The 16641-nt window shown below is 28.4% G+C and carries 13 protein-coding genes; 1 reads left to right on the forward strand and 12 read right to left on the reverse strand.

What is annotated here, in order from left to right:
• Positions 1-135 precede the first annotated feature (135 nt).
• Together AC4FRL_RS07845 and AC4FRL_RS07850 are read right to left on the reverse strand one after the other, a co-directional pair.
• Positions 136-1695 carry an aminotransferase-like domain-containing protein gene (locus AC4FRL_RS07845; protein ID WP_491139668.1) on the reverse strand — a complete coding sequence of 520 codons (1560 nt, stop codon included), beginning with the start codon at positions 1693-1695 and terminating at the stop codon, positions 136-138.
• 82 nt (positions 1696-1777) lie between these two features.
• The gene (locus tag AC4FRL_RS07850) at positions 1778-2065 is read right to left on the reverse strand and encodes a DUF2628 domain-containing protein (RefSeq protein WP_491139669.1); all 288 of its coding nucleotides are present in this window, start codon (positions 2063-2065) and stop codon (positions 1778-1780) included.
• A 198-nt stretch (positions 2066-2263) separates the two neighbouring features.
• On the opposite strand from AC4FRL_RS07850, the gene AC4FRL_RS07855 reads away from it, so the two are divergent.
• On the forward strand, positions 2264-2422 hold the full coding sequence (locus tag AC4FRL_RS07855; RefSeq protein ID WP_491139670.1) for a DUF1540 domain-containing protein: 159 nt from the start codon (positions 2264-2266) through the stop codon (positions 2420-2422).
• Between the two features lie 60 nt (positions 2423-2482).
• On the opposite strand, the gene cls is transcribed toward AC4FRL_RS07855, so the two are convergent.
• The 10 genes from cls to rapZ form a co-directional block, all read right to left on the reverse strand.
• Positions 2483-4018: a cardiolipin synthase gene (cls, locus tag AC4FRL_RS07860; RefSeq protein WP_491139671.1), complete on the reverse strand. Its 1536-nt coding sequence runs from the start codon at positions 4016-4018 to the stop codon at positions 2483-2485.
• A gap of 66 nt (positions 4019-4084) precedes the next feature.
• Positions 4085-4882, reverse strand: a complete 798-nt coding sequence (locus tag AC4FRL_RS07865) for an SDR family NAD(P)-dependent oxidoreductase (protein WP_491139672.1) — start codon at positions 4880-4882, stop codon at positions 4085-4087.
• Between the two features lie 139 nt (positions 4883-5021).
• Positions 5022-5378 (reverse strand): DUF1540 domain-containing protein, encoded by a 357-nt coding sequence (locus tag AC4FRL_RS07870; protein WP_491139673.1) that lies wholly within the window; start codon positions 5376-5378, stop codon positions 5022-5024.
• A 411-nt stretch (positions 5379-5789) separates the two neighbouring features.
• Positions 5790-7193: a pyruvate kinase gene (gene pyk / locus AC4FRL_RS07875; protein WP_491139674.1), complete on the reverse strand. Its 1404-nt coding sequence runs from the start codon at positions 7191-7193 to the stop codon at positions 5790-5792.
• Between the two features lie 99 nt (positions 7194-7292).
• Entirely contained in the window at positions 7293-8252 is a 960-nt protein-coding gene (gene pfkA / locus AC4FRL_RS07880) for a 6-phosphofructokinase (protein WP_491139675.1), read from the reverse strand.
• A gap of 679 nt (positions 8253-8931) precedes the next feature.
• Positions 8932-12510, reverse strand: a complete 3579-nt coding sequence (locus AC4FRL_RS07885) for a DNA polymerase III subunit alpha (protein ID WP_491139676.1) — start codon at positions 12508-12510, stop codon at positions 8932-8934.
• A 169-nt stretch (positions 12511-12679) separates the two neighbouring features.
• Positions 12680-13234, reverse strand: coding sequence for a hypothetical protein (locus AC4FRL_RS07890; RefSeq protein WP_491139677.1), 555 nt, complete (start codon positions 13232-13234; stop codon positions 12680-12682).
• A gap of 160 nt (positions 13235-13394) precedes the next feature.
• Positions 13395-14345, reverse strand: coding sequence for a DNA-binding protein WhiA (gene whiA / locus AC4FRL_RS07895; RefSeq protein ID WP_491139678.1), 951 nt, complete (start codon positions 14343-14345; stop codon positions 13395-13397).
• Positions 14346-14347: 2 nt separating this feature from the next.
• Entirely contained in the window at positions 14348-15694 is a 1347-nt protein-coding gene (mgfK, locus tag AC4FRL_RS07900) for a gluconeogenesis morphogenetic factor MgfK (RefSeq protein ID WP_491139679.1), read from the reverse strand.
• Positions 15691-16575: an RNase adapter RapZ gene (rapZ, locus tag AC4FRL_RS07905; RefSeq protein WP_491139680.1), complete on the reverse strand. Its 885-nt coding sequence runs from the start codon at positions 16573-16575 to the stop codon at positions 15691-15693. The genes mgfK and rapZ overlap by 4 nt, the downstream gene beginning before the upstream one ends.
• Between the last annotated feature and the right edge of the window lie 66 nt (positions 16576-16641).

Below are 16641 nucleotides of genomic sequence, written 5' to 3' on the forward strand. Positions count from 1 at the left end.
TAAAACTCCCTTATATTTTTAATCATTATTTTCTCTAATTTATCTATAAATAAATTTAACTACTAACTAACCTTTAAAGTTTATCATAGGAAATAATCTTTTACAATTAAGCTTTTATAAGCTTTTATTAATTATTTATTTTAAAAATTTATCAATTTCTTCTCCTATTATCTTTATTCCCTTTTCTATATCTTCTTCTGAAAGTCTTGTAAATCCAATTCTTAAAGTATCTCTTTTATCTCTTTTTATAACCTTATCTAAATTAATATAAAATATTCTATTTTCTTTTTCTAAATAAATTTCATTATCTATATAAAACAAATCTCCTGGCATAAAGATAACGCCTCTTTTATAAGTATTTTTTAAAAGTTTTCTTGTATCAACACCTTTTACTTTTAAAAACATATAAAGTCCACCTTCGCCCCAAATTTCTACACCTTTTATATATCTTTCTATTATGTTTTTAGTAAACTTATACTTTTCTTTATAAACTTTTCTAACTTTTTTTATATACTTTTCAAAGGCTCCACTAGTCATAAAATCATAAAGAATTCCTTGGTCTAAAAATGAGGTATGAATATTTCTGCATCTTTTAACACTTTCTAGAATCTCTATAATTTTCTTATCACCATAAATCCATCCTATTCTAAGACCTGGAAATAATATTTTAGAAAAACTTCCTATGTAAATAACTCCATTATTTTCTTTATCTAAAGAAGCTAATGGAATAGTTGGAGAACTTTCATATAAAAGTTCCTCATTAAATCCATCCTCTATAATAGGAATATTAGCTTTTTTTAAGATATTATATACTTCTTCTCTTTTCTTTATAGAAGCAACAACTCCTGTGGGATTATGATATGATGGAATTAAATAAGCAAATTTAATTTTTCCCTTGAATTTATTGATTTTTTCTTTTAAATCCTTTAAATTCATACCATCTTTAGTCATTTCCACACCTATAATATTTAGCTTATGAGTTTTAATTATCTTTAAAGCTGTATTATGAGTTGGATTTTCACAAAGTATATAATCTCCTTCCTTAGTAAAAGCAGAAAGCATAATATCTAATCCTTCTGTAAATCCATTAGTTACTATTATTTCTTTCTTTTCTGAATAAGCTCCCTTTTCTTTCATATAATCTTTTAAATACTCTATAAAGGGTTTATATCCAAGAGCATATCCATAATTAAGTATTTTATCTTTTTCTAAAGCAATTCTATTATAAAAAGACCTTTTTAATTCTTCTATATTAAACAAATCTCCAGGAGGTGCTATACTTTTAAAAGAAATCATTCCTTTCTCCCACTTATCTTCACTTTTTATAATATCTAAATTTTCTGCTAACAAACCATATTCATTTACTTCTTTAATCCAATTAATATTCCAATTTTCTTTTTCATCTTTTAAATCTTTTTCTTCATCTACTACACTTTTAAAAAATTCTTTATAAGAAGCATTTTTCTTAACAAAAGTTCCCTTACCCTTTATAGATTCAAGAAGTCCTTCACTTTCTAAAATTTCATAAGCTGACATTATAGTATTTCTTCCTATAGATAAAACACTACTAACCTCCCTTGAAGAAGGAAGTTTACTTCCCTCTATTAATACTCCTCTATTAATAAGGTCTCTTATATAATTTGCTATTTGTATATACTTCTTCTCATTTTCATTAAAAGCTAAATTTTTAAACATAACTTCCTCCAAAGTAAATAATATTAAGTATAACATTATTTAAAACAAAAGAAAGCAAGGCTAAAATTTTGCCTTGCTTTCTTTAATCTAAAGCTAAAAATCCTTTATTAGCTAATATATGTTTATCAGCTTCACCTATAGGTTTAAATCCTTGTTGTAAAAGATTATTTATATAAATTTTATTATATGTAAAAGAAAATACTATATTACTTACAATTGGAACAAATATACATAGAACAAATTGAATAAGTCCCCACTTCCAATCACCTCTACAAAAAGCTGGGAAAAATCCAAATAATAAAGTAGTCCAACTATATCCAACCTTACATTCCTTAATCATACCTATATTATTTTTCAATCTAATATTCATATTTTCACCCCTAACTTTATCTATCTATTTCTAGAATAGAATACTATTTATCTCTCTAAAATTCAATAATTTTCAAATTATATTTAAAATTATTAAAAAATAAAAATTTTGTCTGTATAAATAATATTATATTTACACATTCTATATAATGTTGGTGGTTCCAACAATGAGGTTCTTAAATTTAAGGAGGAATTTATTATGAAACATAATTCAAGCATAGGCTGTACAGTTAACGAATGTAAGTATCATTGCAATGAAGACAACTTTTGTACTTTAAATAAAATACAAGTTGTAAAACACAATGCTGAAGCTTGTTCTACAGAATGTACTGACTGCGGAAGTTTCGTAAGAAAATAATTAAATTTTTAACTTTAACCCCAAAAGGAGACTAATTACTTAGTCTCCTTCTTTCTTTAATTACATAAGAGGGGCAAAAACTCTGATTATTGCCCTTAAGATTCTAGTTGGTAATTTAACCTTAGCACAATCTTCTAAAGTAATCCTTTGACATTTTTCTAAAGTACATAAAAAATCATCTTTTATCTCTCCAACCGATTTAGTTTTATAAAGCCAAACTGCACATTCAAAATGAAGATATAAACTTCTATAATCCATATTTATGGTACCTACTATACCAATCTCATCATCAGAAACAAAGGTTTTTGAGTGTATAAACCCTGGAGTATATTCATATATCTTAACCCCCGCCTCTATAAGTTGAGGATAATAAGCCCTTGTAACTATATGAGCATACCATTTATCTTCAATATGAGGCGTAACTATCCTTACATCTACTCCACTTTTAGCAGATAAAGTAAGTGCTGTTACCAACTCATTATCTATAATAAGATATGGTGTGTTTATATATACATAATCTTTAGCCTTATTTATAATATTTAAATATACATTTTCACCTACTATTTCATCATCTAAAGGACTATCTCCATAAGGCTGAACATATCCATCCCCTAAAAATTCATCTTCATGATAAAAGTAAGGATAGTATTTTTCATATTGTTCCTTTCTCTCACTATAAAAATTCCAAGTTTGAAGAAACATAACTGTTAAGTTCCATACAGCATCTCCTTTAAGCATTATTGAAGCATCCTTCCAATGGCCAAATCTAACGACTTCATTTATATATTCATCTGCTAAGTTTATTCCTCCTGTAAAGCCAGTATGTCCATCAATTACAGTTATTTTCCTGTGGTCTCTATTATTCATTCTTAAAGATAAAAGTGGAACAAAAGGATTAAAAACCATACATTTAATTCCTTTAGCTTCTAAGACTTCATTATATTTATATGGCAATGTACTCAAACATCCCATATCATCATAAACAAATCTAACTTCTACTCCCTCTTTAACCTTTTCTTCTAAAATTTCTAAAATTGAGTTCCACATAACTCCTTCATTAACTATAAAATATTCCATGAAAATATAATGCTCTGCTTTTTTTAATTCTTCTTTTAATCTTTCAAAAAACTTTTCTCCTGGTGATAAATACTCTGTAATAGTATTTTTATATACAGGAAATTGAGAGTGGTCTACTATATATCTTGATTGATTTGCAATACTCTTATCTAAACTTTCTATCTCTTTTAATACCTTCTTATCATCATATAATAAATGTGCTGTTTCATCATAAGAAGATTTTATCTGTCTCCTAAATCTTTTACTTGTCTTGTTTCCCCCAAAGATTAAATAAAACAACCCTCCAAAAACAGGAATTAAAAGTACAGGTACTGCCCAAGCTAATTTATATGAAGGATTATCTTTTCTACTAACTATATAAATAAAAACTACAATACTTATGAATATAAATAAAAAATACACATATATAAAATTCTCACTAATTTTCCATATGGCTAAAATAAGTATAATAAGTTGGATAAATATAAGAAAACCAACTATAAAAGTTCTACTAAATAACTTTTTAAGAAATTTGTCCATTTACTCCTCCTTAAAATTTAAACATATACTTTAGTCAATTATTTATTTAATAATAATTTCTTAAAATTAGTCCATTAAATCCCATCCCTTAATAGCAACTTTATAATATAAAAATTTCGGTGTAAATTTACTTACAAAATATAAAATTTTATTACAACCTCCAGGTATTACTAATACCTTTAAATTTTTCTTTAAGCTCTTTAGACTTATCCTAACTACTTCTTTTGTACTCATCCATCTTACAAGCCCTTTATTTTTTAATTTGCTTTCTTCCATATTTAATTTGCTATGAAAATCAGTTCTAGTAAATCCAGGACATAAGCATTGTACCTTTATGTTATACTCTAAAAGCTCCATAGCTAAACATTGAGTAAAGCTTATTAAGAAAGCTTTAGTTGAACAATACATAGCTGAAGTTGGAAAAACATTAAATCCAGCCATAGAACTTACATTTATTATGTAGCCTTTCTTATTTTTCTTCATAATATTACCTACCACATGACAAAGTTTCATTGTAACAATCATATGAACCTTAGCCATATCATACTGTTTGCTATACTCATCTTTAGTAAATGAATCTTCAGCACCATACCCTGCATTATTTACTAAAAACTTAATATTATAATTATTTTCTATACTTCTAGTAAAATTATCAAACTCCTCTTCCTTTGTTAAATCTAAAATAACAACTCTACATTCAACATTAAATTCTTCTTCTATATCTTTAGCTACTTTTTTTAATTTATCTTCTCGTCTACCTATTAATATTAAATTATATCCCCTTTTTCCTAATTCATAGGCATATTCTTTTCCTATTCCACTAGTAGCTCCAGTTATTAAAGCATCCTTACCTAAAGTTTTCATTTTACTCACCCTTAAAATTTTATTTTTCTTATTATCTATTATATTTTATTGTTATATTTTCTTATGGTCAATTCTATTAAACTTTCAATAATATTCTAAAAAAAGCTAGAACTTTTAAAATTAGTTCTAGCTTTTTTAACTATCTTTTATGAAAAGTTTCACACTCTGTAGAATCAGAGGCATTGGCTTCTGGTCCAAAAATTTGTATATCCATAGAAGTACAATTCATATCTTTATTATACACACAGTTCATAGCATAACACCTTACCTTATAATCCATAGTATTATCATTATCAAAGGCTTGCATTAAAGTCCCTGCATAATTTGTATTAAAAACATTTTTAACAGCATTTACAAAATTTCTAGGTGCAAAGGTAATACAAGAAGTTTCCTCTCTTCTTTCTGCTCTTTCACCATTAATTTCAATCTTCATAGCTGTGCATACTCCATTTATATAATTAACACAGTTATGAGCTGAACAAGCTAATCTTGTCATAAAAAACACTCCTTAAAACTTCTTTTAAGTTATTTTTTGCACTTATAGATATATTTATACCAATGCTTTTTTAAAGATAAAAAAGAACAAAAAAATAAGCACTCGATGGTATCAGTCATCAAGTACTTTTTATCTTGGAATCAGTTGCCATTTGATTCTACTTATATTATTTCATAAGCACTATCTAATATACACTATTTTTTTATAATTGTCACAAAAAAAATGTTAATTTTTTGTGAACTATTTATTTTTATAAAAATTATTAAATATAATTAATATTTAATATCTATATGCCTTTAAAAATTTACATATTTATCTTAATTATTTTAAGTTAACAATTTATTAATATTTTTAATTGTAAAATAAAAAATAGGTAGATTATTCTACCTATTTTTATAATTAGTTATAAAATTATTTTACAACTTCAACTTTTACTATGTTAGTGTTTCCTTCGTTAGCTGGTACACCTGCAACAACTACAGCAGTATCATTAGCTTTAACGAATCCAGCATTTTTAGCTATTTCAACAGCAGTTTCTAATGAAGCATGCTCAGCAACTACTGGGTAAACTCCAAAGCATAATGCAACTTTCTTAGCAACTCTTTCATTTGGAGTTACAGCAACGATTGGTGCATCTGGTCTGCATTGAGATATTCTCTTAGCAGTAGCTCCTGATTGAGTTAAAGAAACTATTGCAGCTGATTTTAATTCATGTGCAGCATTACATGCAGCTCTTGAAATAACACCTGGTACAGCTGGTATATGTCTCTTAGCTCTTGAAGCAGCTAATTCGTAGCTTAACATTTCTTCTGATTTAGTAGCTATTTTAACCATAGTTTCAACAGCTTCTACAGGCCAACTTCCGTTAGCTGATTCACCACTTAACATGATAGCATCAGTACCATCTAATATAGCGTTAGTTACGTCTGAAACTTCTGCTCTTGTTGGTCTTGGGTTTCTCATCATTGAATCTAACATTTGAGTTGCAGTAATAACTGGTTTTCCAGCATGGTTACATTTTTCAATGATCATTTTTTGAACTGAAGGAACATCTTCCATTGGTATCTCAACACCAAGGTCTCCTCTAGCTACCATTATACCATCTGAAGCTTCTATGATAGCATCTATGTTATCAACACCTTCTTGGTTTTCTATTTTTGAGAATATTTGTATATCAGCTCCACCATTAGCAACTAATACTTCTCTTATAGCTTTAACATCTTCTGCTTTTCTTATGAATGAAGCAGCAACCATGTTAACGCCCATTTCACAACCGAATATTAAGTCAGCTCTATCTTTATCAGTCATAGCTGGTAATTTTATTGATACTCCAGGAACGTTAACTCCTTTGTGAGTTCCAACTAATCCAGTATTTTTTACTACACATTTAACTGCATTTCCTTCTACTGATACAACTTCTAATCCAACTAAACCGTCGTCTATTAAGATAGTATCTCCAGCTTTAACGTCTTTAGCTAATCCAGCATATGTAACTGAACACTTAGTAGTGTCACCTATTACATCTTCTGCTCCAGCATATATAGTAAATTCTGTTCCAGCAGCTAATTCAACTTTGCTTGGCTCGAATTTTCCTGTTCTTATTTCAGGTCCTTTAGTATCTAATAATATAGCTACTTCTTTACCTAATCTTTTTGATATTTCTCTTACTTTAACCATTCTTCCTTTATGTTCTTCATGGTCTCCATGTGAGAAATTGTGTCTTGAAGCGTTCATACCTGCCTCGATTATTTTTGTTAAGATTTCTTCGTTTTCACTAGCTGGTCCGATAGTGCATACTAATTTTGTTCTTCTCATTTAAAAAACACTCCCTCGTAAAAAAATTAACCCTAAGTTTAAAAATATATAATAAATAATAAATTATAAAAATTTATTATGTCATTAACTAAAATAAAATTACTCGTTTATAGCTTTTGCCATTTCAAAAAGATTTTCATCAAAAGTTCTTTCTATGTCTAAAGCTTCATCTATATCCATGTCAAATATTTCATTTTCTTTAATTCCTATAACCTTTGAAGTTTTTCCTTCTAATAAAACTTCTACAGCCTTAGCTCCCATTCTTGATGCTAATACTATATCATCAGCAGTTGGTGAACCACCTCTTTGAATGTGTCCTAAAATTGTAGCTCTAGTTTCTATACCAGTTACAGCTTCTATTTCTTTAGCTAATTCAGCAGAACCTCCAACTCCTTCAGCAACAACTATTATGCTATGAGTTTTTCCATTTGTTTTTCCTTCTAAGATAGTTTTAATTAACTCATCTTTATCAAATGGCATTTCTGGAACTATTATAGCTTCTGCTCCACCTGCTATACCAGCGTATAAAGCAAGGTCTCCACAGTTTCTACCCATAACTTCAACTATAGATACTCTTTCATGTGAAGTTGATGTATCTCTTAATTTGTTTATAGCATCTACTACTGTGTTTAATGCAGTATCAAATCCTATAGTATAATCTGTGTAAGATAAGTCATTATCAATTGTTCCTGGTAAGCCAACAGTTTTAACTCCTAATTTTGAAAGAAGTTTGGCTCCCATAAATGATCCATCTCCACCTATAACTACTAAAGCTTCAACACCATAAGCTTTTAATATTTGAGCAGCTTTTTCTCTTACTTCCTCTTGTTTAAATTCTAAACATCTAGCAGTTCTTAAGATTGTACCACCTCTATTTATGATTTCAGAAACAGATTTTCTATCCATTTTGAATAGTTCTCCATTTATTAATCCAGCGTATCCTCTTTGAACTCCCATTACTTCAAGTCCATGATGTAAAGCCATTCTTGTAACAGCTCTTAAAGCAGCGTTCATTCCTGGTGCATCTCCACCACTTGTTAAAACAGCAATCTTTTTCATAATATTTTCCTCCTCTACACCACTTGGGACAAATTAAGTCCCAACAGTGCCAAATATTACCCACATTTTTAAGATATTATTTATATATGTTAATTGTTTATCAATTTTAGACTAACTTTTGTTTTATCCCAATTTAAATTTAAAGAATTTAAATACCCTATGTAACTTTTTTAATACTATTCTACCAAATTAATTTTACTTAAAGTAAAGCCTATTTTCAACCTTTTTATGCACAATTAAATAAAAAAACTATATATGTGATAATTTTTTCAATTATTATTATGCACTAAAATCATTTTAATATTTAATTAAATATTAAATCTTTAAGTTATAATTTTCTTTTAATTCTTATGCTTTAGGAATTAAAAATTTTAATATAACAAAAATTAGATTCTTAAAATTAAAAAAATTATTATTTTTTTAATTTTAAGAAAATTTACAAATTTATTTTAGCACTTTTTAAAAAAATGTCCACTTTTAAAAGTATTATTACTAGTGTTAAATTTAAAATATCTCTCTCAAACTCAAAAAGTAATCGTTAATACCCCTTTTAACAAAAAATATTTTATATTCTAGTTTTACCTTAAAAATGGACATTTATTTAGCATATTATTTAATTTTAATAAAATTTAATTCTAAAACTTCTATTATTTTCTAATTTTTCTCAAAATTTATTTTTTTATGAAGAAACAACTTTTACATTTTCTTCTCCAAACTTTTCTTTTAAAAATTCTAATACACCTTTATCTAAATCCAACCACATATCTCTACTTAATCTAAAGGTCATTTTCTCCTTTGCAGTAAATAGATAAACTGGTGAATCTCCTCTATATGAAGATAATAATACCTTTAAAGGCTTAACTATTTTATTAGCCTTTTCTCTATTTTCAACCTTTATATAAACCTTAGAAGAATTAATAAGTTCTAAGGGTTGTATATCCTCACATAATATTTTTGGTTCCTCATCTTCTTTCAATGAAAGCCTTCCTCTTATTAAAACAAAGGAATCTTCATTTACTAACTCATTGCATTTTTCTAATACTTTAGGAAATATAACACACTCTAAATATCCTGTTAAATCTTCTATTTTACCAAAGGCCATAAGAGTGTTGTTTCTTGTTACCTTTCTAGATACATTAGTAAGTATTCCCCCTACAATAACTCTAGTTCCATCAGTTATAGAGTTATCTAAAACAATATCTTCTAACTCAATATTTCCTTGTTCATTTAAATTATTTTGAACCTCTATTATCTTTTCTATAGCAACTGAAGTCTGCTCTTTTAAGGTCTTCTCATAATCATCTAAAGGATGACCACTAATATAAAGCCCTGTCATTTCCTTTTCCATAGCAAGTAAATATTTTTTATTAAATTCTTTTATATTTGGATATTTTATCTCTAAATTTGATTCACTTTCTTCTTGCAAAGCTCCAAATAAAGACATCTGACCATCTATATTTTTCTTTCTTTGAGAATATACTCCATCCATTATTTTCTCAAAAACAGATAATAGTTGAGACCTATAAACTTTTAAACTGTCAAAAGCTCCTGCTTTTATTAAACTTTCAACAGCCCTTTTATTTACAATACTTAAATCTATTTTATTGCAAAAATCCATAAGTGAAGTAAATCTTCCCTTCTCCTCTCTAGATTTTGCTATATTTTCAACAACATTTACTCCTACATTTTTTATAGCTCCCATACCAAATCTTATAGTATCACCTTTAACAGTAAATTTTGTGTAACTCTCATTTATATCTGGTGGCAAAACTTGAATTCCAAGCTTTTCTGCACTTCTTATATATTCAGATACTTTATCACTATTACCCATAACAGAGTTAAGCATAGCCGCTAAAAACTCAACTGGATAGTATTTCATTAAATAAGCTGTTTGAAATCCTATTACTGCATAGGCAGCAGCATGACTTTTATTAAAAGCGTAAGAGGCAAAATCCATCATAGAATCAAATATTTTATTAGCAGCTTCAGCAGAAATTCCATTTCTTAAGCATCCAGGTACTTCTATATTACCCTCTTCGTCCTCAATTCCATATATGAAATTCTTTCTTTCTTCTTCCATTACCTTATGTTTTTTCTTAGACATAGCTCTTCTAACAAGGTCGCTTCTTCCCATAGAATATCCTGCTAATTTTCTAACAATCTCCATAACCTGTTCTTGATAAACCATAACTCCATAAGTTACATTTAATATATTCTCAAGCTCTGGAACTATATATTTAACTGATTTTGGATCTCTCTTACCACTTATATATCTTGGTATTTCTGCCATAGGACCAGGTCTATACAAAGATATACCTGCTATAATATCCTCTAAACAATCTGGCTTTAACTCTTTCATGAAAGAAGTCATTCCTGCAGATTCTAATTGAAATACTCCTACTGTATTTCCTTCCCCAATCATTTTATAAACTTCTTTATCATCAAAATCTAAATTATCTAAATCTATACAAACTCCTCTATTATACTTAATCATATCAATAGCATCACGCATAACAGTTAAAGTTCTAAGTCCTAAGAAATCCATTTTAAGCAAACCAAGTTCCTCAAGAGTTGTCATATCAAATTGAGTTACAATAGATTCATCATTTTTTTGAAGTGGAACATAATCAACTAATGGCTTAGAGGCTATAACAACTCCTGCTGCATGGGTTGATGAATGTCTTGGAAGTCCTTCTAATCTCCTACTTACATCAATAAGCTCTTTTACTCTCTCCTCATTATCATATATAGTTTTAAGCTCTGGATTTAAATCTAAAGCTTTATCTATTGTTACTCCAAGAACTGTAGGTATTTGTTTAGCTATTCTATCCACCTCTGCATAAGTATAATTCATAGCTCTTCCTACATCTCTAATACAAGCTCTTGCTGCCATTGTTCCAAAAGTTATAATCTGAGATACATTATCATGCCCATACTTTTCAACTACATAATCTATAACTCTCTGTCTTCCTTCATAACAAAAGTCAGAATCTATATCTGGCATACTTACTCTCTCAGGATTTAGAAAACGTTCAAAAAGCAAGCTATATTTCATAGGGTCTATTTTTGTTATACCTAGAGTATATGCAACTAATGCTCCTGCTGCTGAACCTCTTCCTGGTCCTGTTGGTATTCCATTGTCATTGGCATACTTTATAAAATCCCAAACAATTAGAAAGTAATCAACATATCCCATTTGCTTAATTACCCCAAGTTCATATTCAAGCCTTTCAACATCCTCTTTCACCTTTTTATTATTTTCACTAATTTCATACACCTTATCTATATCATATATTCTCTTTTCTTTAAGAGGCTTTAATTCCTCTAACCTATCTATAAGACCATAAAAACAGGTTTTTCTAAGATAATCAAAGGGTTCCACCCCCTCTGGTAATGGGAATTTGGGAAGTTTTGAAACATGAAATTCATAATCAAAATTACATTCCTCTGCAATTTTTAATGTATTTTCTAAAGCTTCTGGAATATAATCAAACATATCCCACATTTCTTCTGGTGATTTTAAATAAAATTGATCTGATGGATATCTTCTTCTATTTGGGTCATCTACAGTTTTTCCTGTTTGTATGCACATAAGTATGTCATGTGCTTTAGAATCCTCTTGATTTATATAATGAACATCATTAGTTACAATTAAAGGAATATTAAGTTCTTTAGCTAATTGTATATTTACCTCATTAACTTTTCTTTGTTCTTCTAGCCCATGATTTTGAAGTTCTAAATAAAACCCATCCTTGAAAGCATCTCTATAAAAAGTTGCAGCTTCCCTAGCCTTATCTATATTTCCATTTAAAATAGCTTTTTGCACCTCTCCTCCAAGACAAGCACTTAAAGCTATGATTCCTTCTGAATGTTCCTTTAAATATTCTCTGTCAATTCTAGGCTTATAATAAAATCCTTCAATAGAAGCAACAGAAACTATTTTCATAAGATTTTCATATCCTTTTTCATTTTTAACAAGAAGAACTAAATGATATGTCTTATTATCTTCATCATTACTCTTTATTTTTCTAGACTTAGGAACAACATAAACTTCACATCCTAATATAGGTTTTATACCTGCCGCCTTTGCTTCTTTATATAACTCAACACACCCATACATAACACCATGGTCAGTTAAAGCAATACTTTCCATCCCAAGTTCTTTAGCCCTTTTAATAAGTGGCTTTATTTTTCCAGAACCATCAAGTAAACTGTACCCCGAGTGTAGATGCAGGTGGCAAAATTTCTTCTCCCCCATTAAATTCACTCCTTTCTTAAGCGAAAAATTTTCTATATTTAAACTTTAAATAAACTTTCTATATAAAATATTTAATTAACTTAGTTTAACATAACAAATTTATATTTATAAATATTATCTCATAAAAATAATCAAACCTATATTAAAAACTTAATATAGGTTTAAAAAATTACTTAAAACTATTTCTAACTTCATCTATAGCTTCTTGAAGCTTAACTTTAGCCTCATATACAGGCTTCTCCATATTTTGCATAGCAGAAATAAAATCTTCTTTATTCATTCCTAATACTTTATTTCTATTAGCATTTAACTCGTTTCTTAGAGAACTTATATCTATTTTTAAATTTTCTATATTTTCAATAATTTTTTTATTAGCTACCTTTAAAACTTCTTGAGATGGTGAAACCTTAGAACTAAGCTCATTTTTTAAATTTGTAAGCTCTGTATCTAAATTTTTATAGTAATTTTCATACTCCTCATAAGTTGCATTTTTTCCTTCTTCACTAACTTTAGAAAAATCGTATTTTGTTCCTAAGTTTATATCTCCTAAATAAGTTTTTATTTTCTCTTCTAAAAGATTTCTATACTCTGTTGCAGTATCTATAGATAAATCTAGATTATTCAACTTATTATCTCTATTTTTATTACATCCTATAAAAGCTAGGGGTATAAAAATAATAAATAAAGCTAAAATCAAAAATTTTTTAATAAATTTTTTTGACATGACAAGACCTCCAATTTAAATAATATTACTTGATTTATCTTTCCCATAAAATAAATTTATATTATTCAATTAGAATATCTTTTTATCAAAAAAATCTTTTAAGTCTTATTTAAAATAGTAAAATACTAAAAATAACCTCTTAAAAGATTTTAAATGGCTTTTAAAAATTCCCTGTTCTAAGCTCTTCAGCTATTTTTTCAATTTTTCTTAACCTATGATTTACTCCTGATTTTCCAACAGGAGGTTCAAGCATCTCACCAAGTTCCTTTAATGACTCCTCAGGATAAGTTAATCTAAGTTCTGCAACTTCTCTTAAATTCTTTGGAAGTCTAGCAAGACCAATTTCTTTTTCTATAAGTTTTATACTCTCAACTTGTCTAACAGCAGCATTTACAGTTTTACTAAGATTTGCAGTTTCACAGTTTACAAGCCTATTTACATTATTCCTCATCTCTTTCATAATCCTAATGTTTTCAAGCTCTAAGAGAGCAGTATGAGCCCCTATTATGTTTAATAAATCTACTATTTGTTCCCCTTCTTTTATATAAACTATGTAACTATTTTTTCTTTGTATAACCTTTGCTTTTAACCCAAAAGTATTTATTAACTTCCCTAAATCCTCTGCATATTCTTGAGAGTGAGTAACAAATTCTAAATGATAAGTCTTCTCTGGATTACTTATACTTCCTCCACCAATAAAGGCACCTCTAATATAAGCTTTTTTCTTAGCTTCTGTATCAACTAAATTTTTATCTATATGATAATCTAAAGACATTATTCCATCTATTTCTCTTAATATACCTGTTATCTCAAGTAAATTTTTAACGCCCATATCTTCAGTTATAACAACCATATAAATATTATTCTTCTTTAGTGAATTACTCTTTTTAACCATAAGTTTTGCATGTATATCAAAATAATCTTTCAATATGGTAAACATCAATCTTGCAGATGCAGGATTTTCTGTTGTCATCTTGAAACTTATTTGTCTACCACTAAAAGCAAGTGTACCACATACTTTCATAATAGCTGATATTTGAGCAAGAGCTTCCTCTTTTGATATATCAATATATCTACATATTTCTCCCTTTACTTTTGCTGAAAATGACATGGCTACTCCTTCCTATTTGAACTTTCTCTTTTCTTAATTCTTTGCGATAAATATATATACTCTAAAATTTTCTTTCTATCATATAATAAATGCTTTTCCATTACTGTTTCAATGAGAAGTTGTGCTAAATAATCCGAATTATGCCTTACATAGTCACCCTTAATCTTTGTTAAGTCTCCAGAAATAACACATAAGCCCATTTTCTTTAGCTTATTAGTATCAAGTTCTACAAGCTCGGAATTTTTTTCTAAATATTTTTCTTTTAACTCCTCTGAAATATTTCTAGAATTTGCAATTATACAATCTACCATATCTTTTCCACAATGGTCTAATATAACTTGTACATGGTCAGAAACTGTAAAACCATCAGTTTCCCCAGGTTGAGTCATTATATTACAATTATAAATTTTAAAAGCCTTACTTTTTTTAATAGCCTTTCTTATATCCTTTACTAAAAGATTAGGTAAAACACTAGTATATAAGCTTCCAGGACCTAAAACTATAGAGTCAGCTTCCTCTATAGCTTTTAAAGCCCTTTCTAAAGCACTAGCATCCTCTGGAATTATTCTTAACCTTTTTATAGGACTACTCTGGTCTATAACTTCTTCTCCAATTATAGACTCTCCTCTAACTTTATGACCATTCATAAGTTCTGCTTCTAATATCATATTTTCTAAGGTTACAGGTAAAACCTCCCCCTTAACAGCAAGTACAGAGCTCATTTTTTGAACAGCATCTTCAAAATTTTCTGATATTCCATCCATAGCTGCTAAAAATAAGTTTCCAAAGCTCTGTCCTTTTAATCTTCCGTCATTAAACCTATACTGCAATAAATCATTCATTAAAGGCTCTGTATTAGCTAAAGCTAAAATACAGTTTCTTATATCTCCAGGTGGTAGTATTCCTAGGTCCTCTCTTAATATCCCAGAACCACCACCATCATCTCCAACTGTTACTATAGCTGTTAAATTAGATGTATAATGCTTTAATCCCCTAAGCATTGTTGAAAGACCAGTTCCTCCACCTATTACAACAATTTTAGGTCCTTTTATCAATAGTCTATCATCCTCTATTAAATCCTCTAATTCTTCTTCTTCAATAGATAAATTTATATATCCCTTATTTACTAGAGAAACCATTGATTTAACACACCAAACTATAGATTTGTATCCTACTAAAGCAGAAAATAATATTAATATTATAAATACAGCCTTATCTTGAATTGTAGTTACATGAATCTCATCTATTAATTTTGCAATGGATACAGCCATTGTTATAATAGATGCTAAAGCCAAAAAAATGTATCGTTTCACTTTTATACCAGGCTTTAGTAATTTTTTCATCATCATAGTTTCCTATCTCCCCTATTTATGTCCTCGTTAATATCTCTATGTTCTAAAGTAACATGGAAGCTCTTAGATAAAAGGTCTTTATATAAAGCATTTGCTATTGCTACTGACCTATGTCTTCCTCCTGTACACCCAATAGAAATTATAAGTTGTCTTTTTCCCTCTTTTATATAGTTAGGTATTAAAAACTCTGCCATATCTGAAAGTCTTGATAAAAATCCCTTTGTTTCTTCTTGAGAAAGAACATAATTTTTTACTGGTTCATCCTCTCCTGAAAATGGTTTTAATTCAGGAATATAAAATGGATTTGGTATAAACCTTACATCAAAAACTAAATCTGAATCTGAAGGAATACCATATTTAAACCCAAAGGATAAAATAGTTATAGAAAGATTTTGATCTACTGGTTTACCATCTCCATATAAAAGATTTATTTTTTCTCTTAAGTTTCTTATAGGATAATTTGAAGTATCTATTATATTATCCGCTCTATCTTTAAGTTCTCTAAGTCTCATTCTCTCTTCACTAATACCTGTTATTATTCTTCCATCTGGTGAAAGGGGATGACTTCTTCTAGTTTCTTTAAATCGCTTAACTAATACCTCATCGGAAGCTTCTAGAAATAAAATTTCGTAATTAAAATCATTAGCTTTTAAATATTCTATGCTTTCAAATAAATCATCAAAGAATATTCCACCTCTTATATCTATAACTAAAGCTATTTTATCTATTTTACCTTCACTTTGGACACAGGCCTCTGCAAATTTTGGTATTAATTTTGGTGGTAAGTTATCCACACAAAAATATCCTAAATCTTCCAAACTTCTTGTTGCCTCTGTTTTACCTGCTCCTGATAGTCCAGTAACTATTACAAATCTCATTTCATCATCTCCTATATATCTATAATATATTTCACTTTTCAAAACATAATAAATGCTTTAATCACT

The organism is Clostridium sp. TJA032, assembly GCF_058310275.1.